Source organism: Legionella nigrisilvae, assembly GCF_977063395.2.
This window is the reverse complement of record NZ_CDRUGZ020000023.1, coordinates 149,579-171,881: the sequence shown is the minus strand read 5'-3', so window position 1 is coordinate 171,881 and position 22,303 is coordinate 149,579. Positions and strand designations below refer to the sequence as shown.

Here is a 22,303-nt window from a genome sequence, read left to right as displayed (position 1 = left end):
GTTTTTCATGAAAATTGCAATATTGGCCACAAATCCACATTTGTACTCTCACAAGCGTCTGAAAGCAGAGGGAGAAGCTGCTGGCCATGAGATTAGAATTATTAATCCTTTATATTGTTACATGAATGTCGCCGCTTCCTGCCCTAAGGTTCATTATAGAGGAGGGTCACCCTTGCCTCATTTTGATGCAGTCATTCCAAGAATTGGTGCATCGAATACTTATTACGGTACAGCAGTTTTGCGTCATATGGAAACTATGGGTATGTATGCTTTAAATGAATCCTTAGCCATAGCCCGCTCGCGTGATAAATTCCGCTCATTACAGTTATTAGCCCGCAAAGGAATCCCTATGCCCTTAACAAGCTTTGCCCAATCACCGGATGATACTGAAGACCTAGTTCGTATGGTTGGGGGTGCTCCATTAGTTATTAAATTATTGGAAGGAACTCAGGGGAAAGGGGTTATTCTCGCAGATAGTCATCAATCAGCGGTGAGTATTATTAATGCTTTTAAAGAAATGCATGCCAACATTTTGGTACAAGAATTTATTGAGGAGTCACGTGGCGTCGATATTCGCTGTTTTGTTGTCGGAGAAAAAGTAATTGCGGCGGTGAAACGACAAGCGAAAGAGGGGGAGTTCCGGGCCAATGTTCATCAAGGTGGAAAAGCGGTCAAAGTAAAGTTATCCCCACAAGAGCGTTCTATTGCAGTTAGTGCTGCTAAAACAATGGGATTAAAGGTTGCGGGTGTCGATTTAATTCGATCGAATCATGGACCTTTAGTCTTAGAAATTAATTCCTCCCCCGGTCTTGAAGGTGTGGAAAAAGCCACTGGAATTAATATAGCTGGCAAAATTTTTGAGTACATTGAGAAACATGCAAAACCGATCAGTGTGAATGATCGGTTCCATGGTTAAGCCGCTTCACGGCTCGTCGTTTAGCGATATGAAATATCGGAATTTTCTTCCTCTTGCTCACGATTCCCCTTTATTACTTCACGATACTTTCTTTTAAAAAAGGAAGTATCTGGATGAGCACCATAGAACGAGGGGGCATTTTCGAGTTCAACTTTGGCGGCATCAAGCATTTTCGTAAATTTATTGACCACGTCCATTGTTTTAGGAGTGAGGATTTTCTTTCCACAAGGATCACTTCTTAATAGAAGAAGCTAATTTTCAATTTCGATAGTTGAGGCATCTATTGGTGCTCGCATAATACAAATACCCCATAATTACAAACATGTAGCTCTAATTATAGACAATATGTGTTTATGCGCGCATAAAGTCGAATAAATACATTAATGAGACGAATCACTTTTACCGACCAACCAATCAGCACTTACCTCGAATTCTTGGGCTAATGCATTGAGTAATTTTTCATCTGGGTTAGTGGCGCCGTTAAGCAATGCTTCCGCCTTAAACCTTGGGATTTTAACCAGCTTCGATAATACTTCAATACGTTCTGCACTTGATTCGGGTGCACCAATATTGTCAAGTTCTTTATTTAATCTTTCAGAAAATCTCTTATTAAGCATCGGCTTCTCCTAATAACGATTTAGGGTAAAATACATCTAATTACTCCTCTAGTCATCGCCTCATAGCTAAGCCAATGAAGCAGGCGAAGCGAACGGCTATCTTATTTATTTCATATAGCATAAAAATCAGGTTTTGCAATGATTGTCCCAAAAACATTTGGCCCCAAAGGCTTTTCCGTGAAACTCCTTTTCTCAGGATAAGCTTTGATTTGTGTTGATCTGCACAATCTTTCAATTTAGTATTGAACCTCAAAAAAGGATTGTTTGGGACAAACATGATCGAAGAAGTTGCTGTAAAATATCCTTGTGATTTAATTATATTTGGTGCTTTGGGGGATTTGTCATGTCGTAAGCTATTTCCCGCCTTGTATCAACTCGAACGCGCCAATTTGCTTCATGCCAATACCCGAATTATTGGATGCGCTCGGGATTCCTTCACATTAACTGACTATACCGGGTTAATAAAATCTAAAGTACAAGCTTTTATCAATGAAGAACTGGATGAACAGGTTTGGTCACGTCTCATTCATAAGATGACTTATTGCCAGATTGATCTCACACAACCCCAAGATTATTCGAGGATATTAGATTATGTAAGTCCCGAGGAGCGAATCGCAATCTCTTATTTTGCAATTCCTCCGACACTTTATGCTCAAACATGCCAAGGTCTGTCAAGTATTGGTTTAACCAAACAACCCTCACGAGTGGTTTTAGAAAAACCAATTGGTCATGATTTACCTTCATCCATAGTAATTAATAATGAGGTGGCCCATTTTTTTGCCGAAGATCAAATTTATCGAATTGATCATTATTTGGGTAAAGAAACAGTATTGAATCTCCTAGTACTTCGTTTTGCAAATGCGATATTTTCTTCAAATTGGGATCATCAAGCTATTGATAAAGTTGAAATTAGCGTAGCAGAAGAAGTAGGCGTGGAAGGACGATGGTCTTATTATGATAAATCGGGTCAAGTAAGGGATATGTTGCAAAATCATCTCTTACAAATTCTAGCTCTTGTGGCAATGGAACCACCAATGAGTCTCTCTGCTGAATGTATTCGTAGTGAAAAGTTAAAGGTATTAAAATCATTGCGACCTATTTCTCCTGTACATGCCCAGGAGCACACGGTGCGTGCGCAGTATGTGGGAAACGTGATTAAGGGCCAACAAATACCTGGGTATCTGAATGAAGAAGGCGCCCATAAAAATTCAACTACTGAAACTTTTGTTGCAATCAAGGCATTTATAGATAACTGGCGCTGGTCTGGTGTCCCTTTTTATTTATTAACCGGTAAGCGATTATCAAAAAAACAAAGTGAGGTAGTGATTTACTTTAAACCACAACCATATAATGTTTTTAAACAATTAAAACAAGAATTGTCTCCTAATCAACTTATCATTCGTTTGCAACCCGATGAAGGAGTAGAATTACGAATGATGAATAAAATCCCTGGTCTTAGTGAAACTATGCAATTACGAGATAGTAAGCTGGACTTAAATTTTAATCATCTCTTTAACTCGCAAAGAATTGCCGATGCTTATGAGCGCTTATTGTTGGAGGTGATGCTAGGTCATCAATATCTGTTTGTAAGTCGTGAAGAAGTAGAACAAGCTTGGAAATGGATTGATGAAATTGGGCAAGCATGGGAAAGGCAGGAGACCCCACTTTATACTTATCCTGCAGGAACTTGGGGGCCTTTAGAAGTAATTCGTTTATATAATGGTAAGGCGCATGTATGGGGGGAGCAAAATGCAGTTACGTAGTTTTAGTGAAGCGTCTATCTTAACAGAGGATTTGGTCGAGCAGATAAAAGGTATTCTTAGATATGCAGTGGAGCAACGTGGCCACGCTTATTTAGTGGTCTCGGGTGGAAAAACTCCTATTGATTTATTTAAAGCTTTGTCTAAAACGGATCTCCCATGGGATAAAATTACAATCACTTTGACCGATGAGCGTTGTGTGCCTGCTCATGATTCCGATCGAAATGACCGTTTAGTCCGAAATTTTTTACTGCAGCATCAGGCAGCTAAAGCTCATTTTTTGAGTTTATACAATGAAGATTGTACTTTAGAACAAACACAGCAAATGATTGCCTCTCTACCTACGTTTGATGCGGTGATTTTAGGGATGGGTGAGGATGGGCATGTCGCCTCTTTGTTTCCTTGCTCTGATGAACTGGGTATGGGGTTGGATGATAACGCTGCAGCAGTGCTTCGAATTAGCCCAAAGACTGCCCCTCATCAACGCATAAGCTTATCTAAAAAAAGATTATTAAATAGTCGCGTTATCTTTTTACATTTATTAGGTCAGAAGAAATTGACTGTATTGCATCAAGCAATGGCAGAGCATGATTCTATGGTAATGCCAGTGAGTGCTTTTTTAAATAACTTTGATGCAAATGTTCAGGTGCTATACGCACCTTAAGGAAGAAAAATGCACCCGGTTGTAGCTCAAGTTACGGACCGAATCCGTGAACGGAGTATAAGTAGCAGAGATTTGTATTTAAAGCATATAGAACAATTACGTATTAAAGGCCCTCATCGCAGTGTGCTCCATTGCGGTAATTTAGCCCATGGTTTTGCTGCGTGTGCGAAACAGGATAAAGCCAAGCTGAGGGGGATGACTAACGCAAATATTGCTATTGTTTCGTCTTATAATGACATGCTTTCAGCGCATCAACCTTATCTGAATTATCCCTCGTTAATCAAAAAAGCTATTTCTGCTGCGGGTGGCGTAGCACAATTTGCTACAGGCGTTCCGGCAATGTGTGATGGAATTACCCAAGGACAAAGTGGCATGGAATTAAGCTTATTAAGCCGAGATGTAATTGCCATGTCAACAGCCATAGGTTTGTCTCATAATATGTTTGATGGCGGCCTTATGCTCGGTATTTGCGATAAAATTGTTCCGGGATTGCTGATGGCAGCTTTGAGCTTTGGTCATTTACCTTTCATTTTTATACCCGCAGGCCCTATGCCTTCAGGCATATCAAACCAAGAGAAAGCGCGTATTCGTCAATTGTATGCTGAAGGGAAAGTAGATAAAAATGCATTGCTTGAGGCAGAAGCGGCTTCATATCATTCTGCAGGCACCTGCACTTTTTATGGCACTGCTAACTCCAACCAACTGATTATTGAAACCATGGGATTGCAGCTTCCCGGTTCATCATTTATCAATCCGGGTACGCCTTTACGTGATGCACTAACCTGGGCTGCGGCACAACAAATTCTTTCCTTAACGGATTTAACTAATCATTATATGCCCATAGGCAAATTGATGGATGTAAAAAATATTGTCAATGGCATTGTGGCATTATTGGCTTCTGGCGGTTCAACGAATCATACTATGCATTTAATTGCCATAGCGGCTATAGCAGGGTATTCGATTAATTGGGATGACTTTGCTCAATTGTCTGCCGTAACTCCTTTAATAGCCAAGATTTACCCGAATGGATATGCAGACATCAATCACTTCCAACGAGCGGGTGGTATGGCCTATTTTATCCATACCTTACTGGATGCAAAATTGCTCCATGAGGATGTTCATACAGTGATGGGTTTTGGTTTGCAGCAATATACCCAACAACCTTTATTAGATAATGAGCAATTGTTATGGGCTCCTGGCCCTTCTAGTTCAAATGATGAAAGTGTATTAACTTCTGCTAAAACTCCTTTTAAAGCTCAAGGTGGCTTGCAAGTATTAAGTGGAAATATTGGACGGGCGGTAATTAAAACTTCAGGGCTTGCTGCTGGGAAAAGTAAAATTGAAGCGCCCGCAGTGGTATGTTCCAGTCAGGAGGAGTTTGCACAGATGTTCCAAAAAGGCGATTTAAATAAAGATTGCGTGGTAGTAGTGCGCTTTCAGGGACCTAAAGCCTGTGGAATGCCCGAATTACATCAATTAACACCCAAACTGGGTGTGCTCATGGATAAAGGTTTTCAAGTTGCTTTAGTGACTGATGGCCGGATGTCTGGTGCTTCAGGTAAAGTTCCTGCTGCGATTCATGTCACACCTGAGGCATTAGATAATGAAGTACTTTGTCGAATTGAAACTGGGGATATGATTTTAATTGATGCCGAACAAGGGGTACTGCAATTATTAGTTACAGATCATGAGCTGGAATTAAGAACGAAAGCAGTTTTAACTGAAATGGGCTCTTATCTTGGCATGGGTAGAGAACTATTTAGCAGTTTAAGATCCCAATTCACCGGAGCTGAGCAGGGAGCATGTAGTTTGTTTCAGGGAAAAGAGACGTGTTATGAGTGATGGTTTAAAAGATTATGCGATCGTTGCAGATATCGGTGGAACTTTTGCACGCTTCAGTCGTGTCAATTTAAATAATCTGCTTATGGATAAAATTGAAATTTACTCATGCGCTGCATATCCTAGTTTTGAATCCCTGTTTTCAGCCTATAAATCACAACATGGTTTGGATGAAATAAAGCAAGCTGCCCTCGCGATTGCTTGTCCGGTGCTTGGGGATGTGATTTGTATGACCAACGCACATTGGCGTTTTTCTATTAATGAAGTCAAGCAAAAATTAGGGCTGACAGTGCTTAAGGTTTTGAATGACTTCAATGCCATTGCAATGAGTTTACCTGTTTTAACCACCCAACAAATTCTCCAAATAGGAAGAGGGACTGCAGAACAAAATGGAACCAGGGCGATCTTGGGGGCTGGAACCGGACTTGGGGTGGCATTTCTGGTGTCAACTCAGGAAGGATATTCTGCTCATGCAGGAGAGGGAGGGCACATTAGTTGGGGTGCAAAAACAGAGCAAGAATGGTTTATTTATCGTTATCTCAGACGAAAATATGAGCATGTATCCTATGAGCGCTTATTATCAGGGCAGGGTTTAGAAAATTTATACGAAGCACTGGCTAGTTTGCATCAAAGGGAAATAGGTCTAGTTTCCGCATCAGAAATAATTGCGTTGGCTTTAGCACAACAATGTACCATTGCTGAAGCGACCGTAGCGCAATTCTTCGAAATTTTAGGTTCTTTTGCTGGTGACTTAGCATTAATTTTTGCTGCCTTTGGGGGTGTTTACATTGCGGGTGGTATCGTACCACGATTAATTACCTTGTTGCATGGCAGTGATTTTCGATCTTGTTTTGAAGAAAAAGGGCGTTTTAGCGATTTCAATGCGAAAATCCCGACCTATGTGATTACTGCCGAGCAACCCGGGATATTGGGGGCTGCAGTTTATTTAAAACAATCGTGGCTTAGATGAAAATTAGAATATCGGATAAGTCTTATTTCTAGAATTACACTTACTTCATTTAGGCTGCAATCGACTACAAGGAGAGCTTCATGTCGTTTCCAAATTGGCTGGTGCGGCCGGAAATTATTTTTTCCACATCACCTGTTATCCCGGTTGTTGTAATTAAACAAATAGAGGACGCTCTGCCTTTAGCTACAGCGTTATTTGCAGGGGGTATCCATATAATTGAAGTCGCACTTAGAACGCCAATTGCCTTAGAGGCCGTTGAATTACTCCTAAAAACTTTCCCCGAAGCTTTAATTGGAGTTGGAACTGTAACTACTCCCGAACAACTAAAACACGTTGCAGATATGGGTGCAAAATTTGCCCTAAGCCCCGGAAAAACCCAAGCCCTTTTAACTGCGGGATGTACTTCCAATATCCCATTAATACCTGGTGTGTCGAGTGTATCGGAATTAATGGAAGGATTAATTTTGGGCTATACCCATTTTAAATTTTTTCCTGCAACTGCTGCGGGGGGAGCCAATATGTTACAAGCGATGCATGGTCCTTTCCCGCAAGCTAAATTTTGTCCAACAGGAGGGATTAATGAGAAGAATTTTTCTGATTATCTGGCACTGCCAAATGTTTCCTGTGTTGGAGGTTCCTGGATAGTTCCCGAAGAAGCGATTAAAAAAGGTGATTGGGCATTAATTACTGATTTATCTCTTTCGGCGCGTCACAGTGTACGAGGATGGGAGTAGATAAAGAATAGCCCGATAAATTGGGAATAAGGTATTTACACCCAATTTGGGATTATCGATCAAGGAGTTAAATATGACATGGGTTGTTGCAATTATCGGTTCGGTCGCGGGTTTTTTGTTTGGCTATGATGAAGGAATCATTGCAGGTTCTATAGAATTGGTTAAAAATCATTTTGGCTTAACGGCTACTCATGTTGGGGTGATGGCCTCAGCATTGCCCTTTGGTGCCTTGTTCGGATCCATGTTAATTGGTGCGATTACGGCATCAAAAGGGGTGAAGCGTTTCGGTCGTCGCACCTTACTGTCTTTTTCCGGAGTCTTGTTTTTTTTAGGAGCTTTAGGAGCTGGATTTGCTGATTCAATTACTATACTTATTATTTCACGATTAGTTCTTGGCTTAGCAATTGGTATGGCTTCAGTAATGGCCCCCTTGTATTTGGCAGAAACAGCAACTTATGAAACAAGAGGAGCAGTCGTTGCTATTTACCAATTGGCAATGACAGTAGGAATCGTCTGCTCTTATTCAGTCAATTATTTATTTCTTGAAAACAATGATTGGCGTGCCATGTTTGCTTCAAGTGCTTTTCCTGCCCTGGTCTTATGCATTGGAATTTTACTCATGCCAGAGTCTCCTAGGTGGTTATGCAGTGTGGGACGTCGTGAGGCAGCATCCAAGGCTTTAAAAAAATTACGTAAAAGTCATTCAATCGAGCATGAGCTGTTGGATATCGAAAGGACTTTGGCTAATGAACCTAAAAAGGGAAGTTGGCTATTGTTGTTTAAAAGCCCCTTATTACCAGTTTTGATGCTAGGCACCATGCTATTTTGTCTACAACAGTTGAGCGGAATTAATGTAGTTATCTATTTTGCACCTGAAATTTTCAAAAATTTAGGAATGAATAGTGTCGCGGGACAAATCTTGGCAACCATTGGTATTGGTCTTGTTAATTTACTGGTGACAGTAATAGCTATGCTTAGTGTTGATAAAATAGGTCGGCGTAAACTCCTGCTATTTGGTTTCTCCGGCATGTGTTTCAGCCTCTTGTTTTTATGTATGTTTTCAGTATATCAAATCCCTTGGTTACCTTACTTATCAGTTCTTTGTCTGATTCTTTATATTTTCTCTTTTGCGGTGAGTGTGGGGCCAATACCCCATATTGCGATGGCTGAAATATTTCCTTTACACGTTCGTGGCGTGGGAATGGGTTTCTCCGCTATGAGTAACTGGACTTTTAATACAATTGTCATTTTTAGTTTCCCTCTTTTAGAAAAAATGTTGGGTATTGAATACACTTTTGCTGTGTATGCGGTGATTTGTCTTCTAGGTCTTATTTATACCTATTTTTATATGCCTGAAACAAAAAACATTAGCTTGGAGCAAATTGAGAATTATATTATGTCAGGCAAGCCACTACGTATGTTAGGACGCGAAGAGACATTTCCGATTGAAGATACAGACAAAGAAGAACCCTCTTATTACGCTTCTACCTAAAAGGAAATAAAAAACTAGCCATAGGGCTTTGAAAAGACCGTTGGCTAGTGAAAAGTTTCTTGAAATTATTTTAACTTATTAGTTAGTTTATCTCTTAAATCAATGGCACGTAAAACAGCAACATAACTCCAAGTTAGAGATGGCGCACCTTGTTGGACTCCGGTAGTTAAATTAATTTGCTCACTTAATTTCATGTCTTTGCCATAATTTTTTATAAGTTTCAGATAATTATCACCCACTTGAATGTGTTTTATGATTGCAGGTTGATTGATTTTGGTTAAAGGTAAATTATCAGCAAGCGTATAGTAATATTCAGCCATAGTTGCTGTTAAAATAAACCAGGGGTTACCCATGCTATTGGTTTGATATCCATCGTAGGTATCTCCAGGATAACGTCCAAATAAAATTTCTCCTGAATGGTTGTTATTAATTGGGAAGATTGAATTAAATTGTTTGTATAACGCTTCAACTGTATTTTGGACATATAAACTATCTGGCGCTAAATCACCCTCTGTTTGTGGATTAAATAAAATACCCAAAATTATAGATGAATCAAGCTCTAAAGCCTTTTGTGGACCTGGATGGGGCAAAAGTGTTGCTTGAATTGTTTTATGTACTGGATCCAAATGCGCATTGAGACGCTGACCTATTAGTTTTGCTTGTTGGTCATAATAAAGAGCTGCTTCCTTGTCATTGAGCCGACGAGCAAGAGCAGCCCCTTCATGAAGTGCTTTTTGCTGAGTCATGGCAGTAAAGAAATGATCTCCAAATACTTCTTCCCACAGATCATAATTTTTATCAGACCAGTGATGAGCGGTATATTCCAAATCCATTTTAATGACGCCCATTGAATTTGGATCCAAACTACTATTATAAAGATTCGCCAGTACATATTCTGATTCATTATCATCTAACAATTGTTGCGCAAAACGAATTAGAACCGATGCTCTTAAAGCTGGACCATCATTTTGTGGCCTGCCCCAAGAACCATCAAACGGCGAACCATTAATATAAAATTTAGGTTCTCCCAATATATCTTGCCCCGGTAATGGATCATATTGATGCTGAAGTTTTTGAGTCCAAGAAATATAGTTAAATAAACGTTCTTTGTATCCAATGGCATGAGAGGATTCGTACCAGGTTTCAATCAAGCTCATGGCTATCGCTGAGTCACGAACCCAATCATAATAATAATCTGGATTTTGTTTTGAGGGAGCGGCTACTATTGCTCCATTAGATTGGATATTGGCATAAAAATGTTGTCTTAGTTTTTGGATATCCTCTGAACTAAATACAGAGCTTATTGCTTGAGAAACAAAAAATATCATTAAAAAACAGATCCTTTTCAACATAATCTCCTATAAAAGTCGAACGATTTCATAGTACATTAAATTGATAATTCAGAGTATAGAAAATTTAAGAAGTGTTGATAGGATTCGGTAGCCTTGATAAAGAAGCTTAACCTAGGCGGTTAAAGTTTTCCTAGACTTTTAATTCTGCAATACCCTGACTAACACTAATTAGAATTTCTCAGGTTTTTTTATGATATTTGAGATCATGAAGTAGACAGCAGGAAGCACAAATAAAGTAAATAATGTACCAATGCATAAGCCCCCTATAAGCACTGTACCTATTGCATGCCGGGCTTCGGCGCCAGCATCATGTGAAAGTACCAACGGAATAGCACCAAAAACCATGGCTCCAGTAGTCATAAGAATGGGGCGCAGCCTTAATGAGCACGATTTCTTTATCGCATCTGCTAATGAACTTCCCTCTTTTTGCAATTGATTAGCAAATTCTACGATCAAAATACCATGTTTACTGATTAGTCCAACTAATGTGACTAAACCGACTTGGGTAAAAATATTTAGAGATTGTCCAAATAAATAAGCAAAGAAGAGCGCACCAAAAGAAGCCAGGGGTACGGTGAGTAAAATGATGAGTGGGTAAATAAAATTTTCAAATTGGGCTGCGAGAATGGCATAAATAAAGAGTATCGCTAAAGCAAATAACAAAACCATCGTATGCGACGATTCATTATAAGCTTTGGCGGCACCACCCCAACTTAATTTATACTGGTTGGGGAGGTTTTCTTTAGCAAGCTCCAAGAGCTCATTCATTCCTTTTTTAAAGGATTGTTTTTCAGGTAATTGGGCATATAAAGTTGTCGAACGCATTTGATTGACATGCTCTAATGCGGTGGGCTGAGCACGTCTTTTCATTTGAGCCACTGAACCTAATGAAATGCGTTTTCCAGAGGGCGTTGTAAGATAAAGTTCATCTAGGGTCCAGGGTTTGGATGATCCCTGCAAGGTTAGATTGTAAGAGACCCCATCTTTTTGAAATGATAAGGACTTATCACTGCTGAAAAAAACTTCAACGGTTTTAGCTAATTGCGCGGGAGTCAATCCTAATTGGGCTAAGGTGTTTTTATCTATATTTATTGAGTATCCCATCGAATCGAGACGCAAATCATAACGAGTAGAAGCAAATGTTTTGCTTCGATCCAGTATCTTTTTCAAGCGTTCTGTTGCTTCAAATAATTGGCGGAAATTCTCGGTGGTTGAAATAACGAGTTCCAGTTCAGAGTTATTACGTGCATCTTCTACTCCAGGTAATCCTGAGTCCCAGCTCCAAACCGAAGCATCGACTGAGGGTAGTCGCTCAGTTTTAGGTTTTAATGAATGAACAATCTGCTCGGCTGAACGAGTTCTTTGTTGATGAGATTTTAAAGGCATAACAATACTACTACCCCAACTTCCTAAAAAGGTTAATGTATTTTTTGCTTCGGGCACTTTACCTACAAATTTTTGCACGAGTTTGGTATTGACTTCTAGGGTGTCTAAGTTATCTCCGGATAACGGTGGAGTGTAAATACCTATCAAGCCACGATCTTCTTTCGGGGCCGTTTCACCAGGCATTATTTTGTAAAAGAGCAGGCTCAAACTCAATGAAAGGAATAGGATAAAAAGGGTAGTTTTTTTCCGATGGATGATAATATTAAGTAATTTATAGTAATACTGAGCAAGGCTATTTAGGAACCTATCAATCCCTGGCCATAGGTGTTTGGTATTTTTATGCAAGAATGTAGCGCACATCAAAGGTGAAAGGGTTAATGCTACCATTCCTGAGATGAATACACTTCCTGCTAGGGCGACTGCAAATTCAATGAACAATTGACCGATCATGCCGTCAATTAAAGCGATAGGGGCATAAACGCTCGTTAAAGTTAATGTCATCGCGACAATGGCAAAACCTATTTGTTTGGAGCCTTTAAGTGCGGCTTCCATAGGAGATAAATTGTCTTCAATATGACGCCATATATTCTCAAGAACAATAATGGCATCATCCACTACTAAACCAACAGCCAATACCATCGCAAGAAGCGTCATTTGATTTATACTAAAGCCTGCAATTTTCAAAAACAATAAAGAACCCAAAAGAGAAATCGGAATTGCAATTAAAGGAATAAGTGTAGCGCGTATAGTTCGCAGAAAAATGAAAATGATCACTAAGACTAAGCAAATTGATTCAATGATAGAAGATTGAATGTTTTTAAGGGAAGCCTTAATAAATTCCGATTGATCAATTATGATTTTAGTCTTGATGTCATCAGGTAAACTTTTTTTTAAGATGTTGAGTTCTTTACGGACACTTTGAGATACCTCAATTGGATTTGCATCACTCGCGCGATTAATTGCAAGTACTAATCCTGAATGCCCGTTGACTTTAACTCGAAATTGGCTGGTGTCGGTAGTTAATTGAATTTTTGCTAATGACTTGAGAAAAACTGGATGATGATTTTGAGTTTTGATTACTAGATTTTCATAATCTTCCGGAGTTTTCAATTCAAAATCAAGTGTAGTAGGAATCTTGTCTTGATAACTACCTGCTGGTAGCGATAAATGGTTATTAGCAATCGCATTGGCAACCTCATCAACATTGATGCCGAATGTATATAATTTTTTCTGATCTAATTGAATAGTATAAGTAAAAGGTTGCCCCCATACATCAACTGAGGCAACTCCTTTAAGGCTACGGAGCGTATTTTTTAGATTCAAATTGGCATAATGGGTGAGCTCTCCAAAATTTAACGAAGAAGACTCCAGGGCAATTCCTATAAAAGGCAAGCCATCCGCCTGGCGCTGACGTTCAATAACAGGTGATTTTACTGATGATGGAAGTTGTGCCAACCGTGCGGCTTCATGAGCGGCATTCAACGCTTTGTCCATGGAGGTCCCTGGACGAAATCTTAAAGTAATATATGAGTTTCCTGGGTTAGAACGTGACGTCATTAGTTCTAATCCTTCTACCCCAGCAAGCTGATCCTCGAGGGCATTAGTTACAACTGATTCGACTAATTCAGGGCTAGCATTGGGATAAGTGGTATTTATTGTAATAACCGGGAAACTGATATTGGGATATTCTCTCAAAGGTAACGAATTAAAACACAGTATTCCCAGAAGCAGAACCATGGAATTAAGTATAATTGCAATCACGGGATGCTTTAAGAAATAGCTTGTAAATTTCATAAGAGGATACTTAGCCTTTATAAATTGAGACTTCCAGTCCCGAATATAATCGCTCGGGACTTTTGCTTACTATTTGATCTCCAGATTTTAATCCTGAAATAATCTCAACCTTATCTTGCTCTTGTAACCCTGTTTTGACGGCTACAAGTTCAATTTTTTTATCCACGACCTTATAAACATGAGTTGTACCTTTTTTGAGAAATAAAGCTTGCGTAGGAATAACTAAGGCCTCTGTTTTTTTATTCACAACCAATTGGGTGGATACGCTGGCTCCTACTAAGCAATGAGTGCATTGGATATCAACATCCGCTGGGCACATATGGGTTTCATCATCAATCATTTTTTGTACATGACTTAAATGATACCGTGTTCCTAATATATAAATAGGCTGGTTTTCATCGATTGAATGAATATTCGTACAAGGAATATCAATTTCAACGCTTAACGAATCCGGATCGTAGATGGTAACTACCGCCGCGCCGTCAGTTACCTGTGCCCCTTCTTTAATTTTAAATGCACCAATAACGCCATCGAATGGAGCATAAAAACGCATATTTTTTAATTCAATTTTGGTCTTTGCTTTTTCTTTTTGCGAATCAATCCAGATTCTCTTTTTCTCCTCTACTTCTCGTGCACTAACAAATCCTGTTTGTTGTAAATTTTTAAGCCGTTGATATTGAGTGTTTTCCAATCGTTCTGTTTCTTTAGAGAGTTGATAGCTTCTTTCAATGTCTGGATTAGTTATTTTGGCAATTAAGTCACCTTTTTGGACTATTTGTCCTGAGTTCATGAGTATATCAAGCACTCCCGATCCTTTGGCAATAAGAACTGCAGCATGCTTAGGGCGTATGATGCCAATAAGCTTTATCTTTTTTTCAATTGTTGACGGAGAAACCGTCACGGTCTCCACTATTTTAAGTGATGAGGCTGGAGCTTTGGACGTCTGATAATAGAATGTAAAGTAAACACCCAAAGCAATAAGCAGAGTGCTTGATAATCCAATAATCTTCAATTTAGAAACGAGGATACCCCAGATATTGGCAACGATTAGCTGGGGCTTCACAAGAGGCTCTTGGGTTGAGAAGCGGGTTGCAGATGCGCGATTGTAATAATGGCCTTCCTCCATAAAGGGTCGACATTCATACTAGGCAGGTTAATTAATTCTTCACCACCAAGTGTTATCCATTGTTGTTTGAGCCGCATTCCTATTTCTTCGAGTGTTTCCAAACAGTCGGCTACAAAAGAAGGACAAACAACAATCAATTTTTTAATTCCTCGAGCAATCAATTCAGCTAGGATCTGATCCGTATAAGGTTTTACCCAGGGTGTTTTGCCCAGTCTTGATTGGAACGCAGTACTGTAGCTATTCGCAGATAAGCCCAATTCCTGGGCCAATAAACGACTGTTTTCATAACATTGTGCTCTATAACAACCTTGAGTTTCATCTCTTAAAAGAGGGCAGGATTCAATACAAATAGTCTTACAGCTGCTTTTAGTAATTTGGCGCTCAGGAATTCCATGGTAGCTAAAAAGAACATGGGAATCTTCTTCAAGAGACGCTTTAATAATTTGGGCTTGTGCTTTTAAGTACGCTGGATGTTGAAAAAAATCACGGATGATGTGAATGGATGGAATAAGCTCCCAACTGCTCATGATACGCATCGCTTCCGCAATGGATGAGCCGCTAGCTGCGGATGAATATTGCGGGTATAAAGGCAGAATAGTAATGGATTCGCAATGTTTTAACTTATTCAAAGCACTCTCAATAGAGGGTTCTCCATAACGCATGCCAAGAGCAATGAGGTGTTCGGCTCCCACTTCTTTTTGCAATTGGTTAACTAAGTTTTGGCTATGAAATAGTAAAGGCGAACCTTGTTCAGTCCATATGGATTGATAGGCATGGGCAGAGCGTCGCGAACGAAAAGGTAAAATAAATGCATAAACGAGCACATAGCGAAGTAAAACAGGGAGATCGATGACGCGTTTATCAGTAAGAAATTCGCGTAAATAGCTCCCGACAGATAAAGTATCTGCACTCTTAGGGGTGCCAAGATTTATGAGTAACAAACCATGCTTCATTGCCAATTCTTAACCTTAAAGAGGATAAGGTGATCATACATGAAGACAGTTTTTAATTCAGTATTTGTGAAAAATTATCTCGTTTTCTTGGCTAATGGACGCAGCACCACATGATACTGCGTTAACTTAATTAAGCCATTTCAGTATTAGCATTTTCACTAAGTACTATTACATTAGCTGCATGCAAACCTTTATCCCCTTGTTCTACATCGTAATTGACTGTTTGCCCGGGAACTAATGTTTTGTAGCCTGTGCCATGAATCGACGAGAAATGAACAAAAATATCGTCGCCGCCATTTTCTGGAATAATAAACCCCCAACCTTTGGCGTTATTAAACCATTTAACTTCACCTTTAGCCATATTTCCTCCTGTTCTAGAGTCCCATTGCTTAAGACTCTATTGTTTCTCAATCGCTTTGACTTTTGGAGTCAGTTGAGCAATTGCATTCATCCATAAATGACAAGTGAACCTATTTTTTTAATAGGTTGTTTTAACATAACGTAAAATAGACATACTACTCAATAGTATTTTTTATAAAAAATATAATTGTGTTAATAATTCCTTAAGTTCTTTATGCTAATTTATTAGTTATGGTGTCATAGAAGGAATTCAGATGAGTCAATACAGTACTTCGAAAATGTTAGGAAAACTGGGTGCCGGACAAAGCAATACCCGTACTGAAGCTAACTCGCAGGAGACAGAGGAAGTTGCACAAGAATTTGCTGTGCCTCAATTAACGCCCTCTGCAAAAAAACCATCTGAGGAATTAGAAATGAAACACGTCCTAAACAACATCTTAGGGGCGTCATTTACCAAAGGACATTCCCCAATGGATAAAAAATAATATAAAAGTGTCATCCGTATTAAAATCGTCATCCGTACTTATAGTTCCTCTTCTTTATTGGAGAGGACTTTTTTTTAATGTTAAGCCATCATCTATAGTATTCATTAAATAGACGAATTGTAGTAAAAATATTATATATTTTACAAACTACCAAGGTGATAAAGACTTTGTTTAGGTATATACTTTTCAAAAGAGGTGATTATTTTTGAGGCTTGAAATATGGCTGGATTTGCTGAAACTGCACATTGGAGAGATTCTGCGCGAAGTGCCCGATTTTTTATAGTTGATGCTCGAGCAGCTTTCCCTATTTTTTTATTTTTAATGCACATTAGGATTTGGACAGGGGTTTTGGTTTTAATCTCTGCAGTGTTTTTTGGCATTATTGAGCATTACGGTTTTACAGTTCCTGTTTTTTTAAGGTGGATAAGAAGCGTTTTGGCCGGCTCCCTTAAATCTTCAAAACCGTGGTGGCGATAATATGGAACGAGATATAAGTAAATGCATGTCAGTTATTGCAGCCAGTTTAAATGCAAAATTTTATCTTAACGATCGATTTGTGAGTTATGATGAGGTTTTTGTAGATACAGGGTTATTACCCGCTATTGCGAAACGGGCGGATCAATTGTGCTCCCTATGTCTTGGTTATGGATTAGGAGCGACATTTGATGAGGCCGAAGGTGCTTTGTTAGGACTCCGAGTGATTTTTGATGAGGTAACACCGAATGTTTTACGTTTGTTGTGTATGACCGACGTATTAAATGAGTTAATTCAAGGGGGGCCCAGTCGTGATTATACCCCTTTGGATGAGTTGATGTACGACTAGGTGCTCTTTTAAAAATAAATTGTAAAGAAATCGAAAGCACTGATGATTTAGAATACATTAGCGATATTTTTTGGTACACTAAATCTATTAAAGATTTTTATGTTTTAGGGGTGATGCGATGGGATTTTTGAAAAGAGAGAGTTTTTTTGCTCACGGAGAACACGGACCAAGCGATGAGCCAGCTGCTACAGTTGCTGCTAAAGAAATCTCTAACATAAAAGATACTGTTCTAAAAATGAGAGCAGTGGCTTTAGCAACAGGTAAAGATGGCTTGGATTTTCTTGAAGCAGCAATAAATAATTTAAATGCCGTAAACAATGTAATAACTCAAGGTCCTGAAGCGTTGCAAGCGCTACAATCCAAAGAAGAGAAACAACAAACACAAGTTGCAAACCCACTTTTCCATGAAGCGAAGCAACAACTTCAAGAATCTAAGCAACAAGATACAGCCAAAGAAGTTGAAAATGAAAGTGGATCTCGCTTAGGAATGAGTTAATAGTAACTTCAAATAAATTTTAATCTTTTTTTTGTACGATTCACAAAGAGGTTACATGCCTCTTTGTGAGTTTATCTTTTTTATATAATCGAAATTACTGTTATACTCCTTAATATTGCATTGTTTTATGCAGTGTGTTTCATTCTTATAAGGTTATATTTGATTTTTATGAAAAAAGAAACGTTTACCGAAGAGCATAATGACGCGATTCTTAAAGCATTGGATTATGCGATTCAAAATGGGCCTTGGGATAAGTCAAATTTTCTGAGGTCAATTGGTAATCGCTTAGTTGGAATTCGCGATAATTTTGCTAAGAAAATTAATGCGCGTAGCCAAGCGCAACTTCGCTCTGATGCTCATTTAGCAAATCGCCTTGCTTTACGAAGCGGTCAGCAGGAAGTTTTTGTTTCTTTATACTCATCGGATGGTTCTAATCTTTCATCCTGGGAAAGGATAATTGCCAATTTGCCGCGTCAAATGATTTCTCGTCCAATCTACACTAATGAAGAACAAGTAGTCGCCATAATTAAATCAAAAGAGAATAAGCAGAACGAGGCATATGTTGCGATTTACATTAATAAAACTGATATTATTTCTCTTGCTCCTGATAAAATCTTATATGATAGATTAGGTAGTCCATTGCTCACGTTAAAAGATAGATCTTTAGACGTAGAAAATATTACTCGTTTTGTGCATCTAACGGGTGTTTATAAATATTCACGTGGTCGTTTGATTAAAGAACAGTGATCCTGTTTTAACATGGTATAAAAGCATAGATATACTTGCGGATCTCTCGCAAAATTATCATAGAGCAGTATATACTTAAAGCAAACAAATTATTTTGAAGTATCATTAATGGCACAACAACCGCAACAACAAGGTCAAGATAGTGGCATGGGTCCAATATGGGTCATGGTACTGTTGTTTATTACTGTGTTTCTGATATGGAAAATGGGACATCAGTATATTGTGATGGTTGTTTTTCAAATTAATATTTGGCAAGCAAAACTAGTTAATCTTTTTGTTCATAGTGAGCAACTAGCAAGCTTGATTCAAATCATGCAAACTATTGATCCCAATGCAGTGAATTGGGAACAACTCGTAGATACTACACGTGCTGTGGGTGACTTCATGCGTTATCCTGTAGTTCTTGTATTACTTGTTTTGGCAGTTCTTTTGTATCAGTCCAATATTACTCTTAAGTTTCGCAAAATTTATGATATGAAAAAATTACGTGAGCAAGAGCAATTTAACTGGCCTGCAATTATGCCTATTGTTAAAGAAGATTTAGTCGAGCAAGATATAAATAAAGGTCCTTGGGCCATGGCTCTAACACCCATGGAATTTGCGCGCAAATACAATTTGTTAAAAAAAGAAGATGTATTATTAGACAATCCTGTACCCGGCCAGGAGATGACCGCAGGGATTCGAAGAGGGGATGCGAAACGAGTTTTTACCCTACAATTAGGCCCATATTGGGATGGTTTTGAACATTGTTCACCACAAGCTTACGCGTTAGCTGCTGTTTTCCTTGCTCGTATTAATCGGGATAGAGATGCTGCAAATAATATTTTAACAACTTTAGATAGAACTTATGTTGCAGGAAAACTTGACTATTCTGTTGCTAGACCCACAATAGAAAAATATAAAAACACAGAAATTATACAGGAAGTTGTTACAAAACACGCCTATACTTTAAGTGTAATGGCTTCATTACTAGAAAAAGCCCGGGATGATGGGGTTGTTCCGAGCTCGGAATTTTTATGGTTAAGACCGGTTGATAGACGTTTATGGTATATGCTTAATTGTGTTGGTAGACAAACACCTTTTTCAGAAGTTGCAGGCCCGTACGCTCACTGGAAAGCTGAGAAAGAAATGGGCCGGCGTTCTTTGGTGCCAATGATAGATGAGGCGATTAAAGCTTTGGAAATAGCCATAAAAGAAGTTAAGTTAACACCCCGACAAATGCAGGAGTTAGAGCCATGATGCGTGGTATCGAATCACGTCATGAGTTAGATCCCACCCTTTTACTTAGGGATACGCGGACTTTGACGCAGAGATTAGCGGATTTTTTCGCTGATCCAACTAATATCTCGATTATACTTTTTACTCTAGCAGCGATGTCTTATTATTTTTCCGAGGCCGCAACTTTCTTAATGCTTGTAGGTGCTGGAAGTTTTCTTTACAGTTATACTCGGAAACAAAAATTACCATTCCGACTTCCTCTAATTTCTAGAGTAAAAGATTTCAACGATATGAAGCCAGGTGTTAACAAGCCTAATATGGCTCGTGGCATCGCTTTTTTTGGTAACGATCGAAAAACAGGCCATGAATTATGGTTTGCTAATGATGATATGCGTACCCATGCATTAATCTTCGGTTCAACCGGTAGCGGTAAAACGGAATGTTTGGTTTCTCTTGCTTTTAATGCTTTAGTCCAAGGCAGTGGTTTCATTTATGTGGACGGCAAAGGGGATAACTCACTTTATGCAAAAGTTTTTTCCATGGTCCGGAGCATGGGGCGTGAAGACGATTTGCTTCTAATCAACTTTATGACTGGGGCCCGCGACATTATTGGTCCTCAAGAACGAAGACTGTCTAATACGTTTAATCCTTTTTCTCAAGGTTCTTCCAGTATGTTAACCCAACTTGTAGTAAGTTTAATGGGTGACTCAAAAGGAGGCGGAGATGGAGACATGTGGAAGGGTCGTGCGATTGCCTTCGTTGAAGCTTTGATGCGGCTTCTAGTCTATATGCGTGATGAAGGTGCCATACTCTTGGATGCGGATACTATCCGTAACTATTTTGATTTAAACCGGCTAGAAGTCATCGTTGTTGATAAAATCTTCCCACGTGATAATCAAGAAAGTGTGAATATTGAACAAATACCAAAACTGGTTACCGACCCTTTACGTAACTATTTAGGTACCTTGCCAGGTTACAATAAAGAGAAAAAAGGAAAGCAAGTATCCCAGGTTTTGGAACAACATGGTTTTATTACCATGCAGTTGGTTAGAGCGTTTTCATCATTGGCGGATACGTATGGACATATTGTTCGTACGAACTTGGCTGAGGTAGATTTTAAGGACGTGGTATTAAATCGTAGGATTCTGGTTGTATTATTGCCCGCTTTAGAAAAATCTCCAGATGAGTTGTCTAACCTTGGAAAGATTATTGTTTCTTCATTAAAAGCAATGATGGCTGCAGGTTTAGGAGAAGACGTTGAAGGGGATTATCGAGATGTGATCTTGAGAAAGCCCACGAATGCACCTACACCTTATATGTGCATTTTGGATGAGTATGGGTATTATGCAGTTCAGGGCTTTGCAGTTGTCCCTGCACAAGCGCGTTCTCTGGGATTCTCTGCAATTTTCGCAGGGCAAGATTTACCTGCATTCCAAAAGGCGTCTAAAGAAGAAGCTGCATCAATCGGTGCAAATACGAACATTAAAATATGTATGAAATTGGAGGATCCAACAGAAACATGGGATTTCTTCACCAAAACAGCAGGGGAAGCCTATGTGACTAAAGTGGATTCGTTCCAGGCTAAAGATACCAGCATAGCAAATACCTATATGGATAGTAAAAGTTCTTCTTTTGAAAAGAGAGCACGTGTGGATCTTTTGGATTTAAAAGAACAAACAGAAGGTGAGGCACATATATTCTTCAAGTCAAAAATTGTTCGTGCTCGTATGTTTTATGCGAATCCAAAACCTGTGAAGAAATTGAAACTGAATCAATTTTTGAAAGTTGAAGCGCCACCCGACGACTATTTAATGAAGTTACAAAAACAACTGACTTCTTTTCAGGCCATATTGGAAAGCGGGGATTTATCAATTAACAAAACTGCAGAAAGTGAAGAAATTACGCTTATTTCTAAGTTGTTACGAGAATCTCCCATAGAAGAGCCAATAGAGCGAGGTGTCTCTGCTTTGATTGCATTTCATGGTCATAATGAGCCTGAGCCTGTCGAAGATCTAATTGAAGAAGAAGTCGAAGGTGCATTAACAATATTTAGCCCACTACGAGAAAATGAAGGTGCGCCTCCGATATTGGTTAGTGATAAAGCCGCATTCTCTGAGTCTTTACTGCCCATTAATGAAACACGTAACCAGATGATGAATATTGAGCGTTTAGCTGGAGCTAAGGATAAATATGCAGGGACAGTAGCAAATGAATTGATTAAGGATTTCCAATTGGCTACCAGCTATCCGCCTGAGGAAAGAGATTTCATTGCTCCAAATGAGTTAACCGATCTGGTTAGATCATTATCAGAAAAAATTGCTACGGAACGTGAAAAAGCAGCGAAAAAAAGTGAAGAAGAGTAAACTATTTCTGCAATATTTAGATTTCACTGCTTTGTTAAATCCCAGAGCCTTCGCAAGCAAGCTAGCCATGTTGATACATGGCTAGAACACCTTGAGACTTATTATTACAAAACCCTATTTCATAAATACTTAGCTTTCTAAGGCTATTTTACCGTTTGGAAAAAAAAGAGCCTATCGGCGCTGTTTTTATTCAAAAAAATGTAAAGCA

At 39.0% G+C, this 22,303-nt stretch carries 21 protein-coding genes; 14 read left to right on the top strand and 7 right to left on the bottom strand.

Annotated elements, in window-relative coordinates:
• Positions 1 to 7: 7 nt before the first annotated feature.
• Complete coding sequence (rimK, locus tag ACWTE2_RS15825; RefSeq protein WP_182391572.1) at positions 8 to 916, top strand: 30S ribosomal protein S6--L-glutamate ligase; 909 nt, start codon at positions 8 to 10, stop codon at positions 914 to 916.
• Positions 917 to 936: 20 nt separating this feature from the next.
• Here the strand turns inward: rimK and ACWTE2_RS15820 are convergent, their stop codons facing one another.
• Positions 937 to 1,107, bottom strand: coding sequence for a hypothetical protein (locus tag ACWTE2_RS15820; protein ID WP_483099552.1), 171 nt, complete (start codon positions 1,105 to 1,107; stop codon positions 937 to 939).
• A 189-nt stretch (positions 1,108 to 1,296) separates the two neighbouring features.
• Positions 1,297 to 1,533, bottom strand: a complete 237-nt coding sequence (locus ACWTE2_RS15815; RefSeq protein WP_182391570.1) for a hypothetical protein — start codon at positions 1,531 to 1,533, stop codon at positions 1,297 to 1,299.
• A 275-nt stretch (positions 1,534 to 1,808) separates the two neighbouring features.
• Here ACWTE2_RS15815 and zwf point away from each other — a divergent pair, with 275 nt between their 5' ends.
• From zwf to ACWTE2_RS15785, 6 genes are all read left to right on the top strand, one after another.
• Positions 1,809 to 3,296 carry a glucose-6-phosphate dehydrogenase gene (gene zwf, locus ACWTE2_RS15810; protein ID WP_454786093.1) on the top strand — a complete coding sequence of 496 codons (1,488 nt, stop codon included), beginning with the start codon at positions 1,809 to 1,811 and terminating at the stop codon, positions 3,294 to 3,296.
• Positions 3,283 to 3,957, top strand: coding sequence for a 6-phosphogluconolactonase (gene pgl, locus ACWTE2_RS15805; RefSeq protein WP_454786092.1), 675 nt, complete (start codon positions 3,283 to 3,285; stop codon positions 3,955 to 3,957). The genes zwf and pgl overlap by 14 nt, the downstream gene beginning before the upstream one ends.
• A 9-nt stretch (positions 3,958 to 3,966) precedes the next feature.
• On the top strand, positions 3,967 to 5,799 hold the full coding sequence (edd, locus tag ACWTE2_RS15800; RefSeq protein ID WP_454786091.1) for a phosphogluconate dehydratase: 1,833 nt from the start codon (positions 3,967 to 3,969) through the stop codon (positions 5,797 to 5,799).
• Complete coding sequence (gene glk, locus ACWTE2_RS15795) at positions 5,792 to 6,766, top strand: glucokinase (RefSeq protein WP_454786090.1); 975 nt, start codon at positions 5,792 to 5,794, stop codon at positions 6,764 to 6,766. Before edd ends, glk begins: the two co-directional genes overlap by 8 nt.
• Positions 6,767 to 6,846: 80 nt before the next feature.
• A complete protein-coding gene (locus tag ACWTE2_RS15790) occupies positions 6,847 to 7,500 on the top strand; it encodes a bifunctional 4-hydroxy-2-oxoglutarate aldolase/2-dehydro-3-deoxy-phosphogluconate aldolase (protein WP_454786089.1) in 654 nt (217 codons plus the stop codon).
• Between the two features lie 73 nt (positions 7,501 to 7,573).
• On the top strand, positions 7,574 to 8,992 hold the full coding sequence (locus ACWTE2_RS15785) for a sugar porter family MFS transporter (RefSeq protein ID WP_454786088.1): 1,419 nt from the start codon (positions 7,574 to 7,576) through the stop codon (positions 8,990 to 8,992).
• Positions 8,993 to 9,057: 65 nt separating this feature from the next.
• On the opposite strand, the gene ACWTE2_RS15780 is transcribed toward ACWTE2_RS15785, so the two are convergent.
• From ACWTE2_RS15780 to ACWTE2_RS15760, 5 genes are all read right to left on the bottom strand, one after another.
• Complete coding sequence (locus tag ACWTE2_RS15780) at positions 9,058 to 10,320, bottom strand: glycoside hydrolase family 15 protein (RefSeq protein ID WP_454786087.1); 1,263 nt, start codon at positions 10,318 to 10,320, stop codon at positions 9,058 to 9,060.
• 192 nt (positions 10,321 to 10,512) lie between these two features.
• Positions 10,513 to 13,524 (bottom strand): efflux RND transporter permease subunit, encoded by a 3,012-nt coding sequence (locus ACWTE2_RS15775; protein WP_454786086.1) that lies wholly within the window; start codon positions 13,522 to 13,524, stop codon positions 10,513 to 10,515.
• Positions 13,525 to 13,534: 10 nt separating this feature from the next.
• Positions 13,535 to 14,587: an efflux RND transporter periplasmic adaptor subunit gene (locus ACWTE2_RS15770; RefSeq protein ID WP_454786085.1), complete on the bottom strand. Its 1,053-nt coding sequence runs from the start codon at positions 14,585 to 14,587 to the stop codon at positions 13,535 to 13,537.
• A complete protein-coding gene (gene hemH / locus ACWTE2_RS15765; RefSeq protein WP_454786084.1) occupies positions 14,584 to 15,603 on the bottom strand; it encodes a ferrochelatase in 1,020 nt (339 codons plus the stop codon). The genes ACWTE2_RS15770 and hemH overlap by 4 nt, the downstream gene beginning before the upstream one ends.
• A gap of 130 nt (positions 15,604 to 15,733) precedes the next feature.
• Positions 15,734 to 15,964 carry a cold-shock protein gene (locus ACWTE2_RS15760; RefSeq protein WP_182391558.1) on the bottom strand — a complete coding sequence of 77 codons (231 nt, stop codon included), beginning with the start codon at positions 15,962 to 15,964 and terminating at the stop codon, positions 15,734 to 15,736.
• Between the two features lie 253 nt (positions 15,965 to 16,217).
• On the opposite strand from ACWTE2_RS15760, the gene ACWTE2_RS15755 reads away from it, so the two are divergent.
• From ACWTE2_RS15755 to ACWTE2_RS15725, 7 genes are all read left to right on the top strand, one after another.
• Positions 16,218 to 16,448 carry a hypothetical protein gene (locus tag ACWTE2_RS15755; RefSeq protein WP_182391557.1) on the top strand — a complete coding sequence of 77 codons (231 nt, stop codon included), beginning with the start codon at positions 16,218 to 16,220 and terminating at the stop codon, positions 16,446 to 16,448.
• 219 nt (positions 16,449 to 16,667) lie between these two features.
• Entirely contained in the window at positions 16,668 to 16,925 is a 258-nt protein-coding gene (icmT, locus tag ACWTE2_RS15750) for an IcmT/TraK family protein (RefSeq protein WP_220470997.1), read from the top strand.
• Position 16,926: 1 nt separating this feature from the next.
• A complete protein-coding gene (locus tag ACWTE2_RS15745) occupies positions 16,927 to 17,271 on the top strand; it encodes a type IV secretion IcmS family protein (RefSeq protein ID WP_182391556.1) in 345 nt (114 codons plus the stop codon).
• A 118-nt stretch (positions 17,272 to 17,389) separates the two neighbouring features.
• Complete coding sequence (locus tag ACWTE2_RS15740; protein WP_454786083.1) at positions 17,390 to 17,767, top strand: hypothetical protein; 378 nt, start codon at positions 17,390 to 17,392, stop codon at positions 17,765 to 17,767.
• Between the two features lie 168 nt (positions 17,768 to 17,935).
• Positions 17,936 to 18,514: a Dot/Icm secretion system protein IcmQ gene (icmQ, locus tag ACWTE2_RS15735; protein WP_182391554.1), complete on the top strand. Its 579-nt coding sequence runs from the start codon at positions 17,936 to 17,938 to the stop codon at positions 18,512 to 18,514.
• 108 nt (positions 18,515 to 18,622) lie between these two features.
• A complete protein-coding gene (icmP, locus tag ACWTE2_RS15730; RefSeq protein ID WP_182391553.1) occupies positions 18,623 to 19,753 on the top strand; it encodes a type IVB secretion system coupling complex protein DotM/IcmP in 1,131 nt (376 codons plus the stop codon).
• Positions 19,750 to 22,095, top strand: coding sequence for a TraM recognition domain-containing protein (locus ACWTE2_RS15725; protein ID WP_454786082.1), 2,346 nt, complete (start codon positions 19,750 to 19,752; stop codon positions 22,093 to 22,095). The genes icmP and ACWTE2_RS15725 overlap by 4 nt, the downstream gene beginning before the upstream one ends.
• Positions 22,096 to 22,303 lie beyond the last annotated feature (208 nt).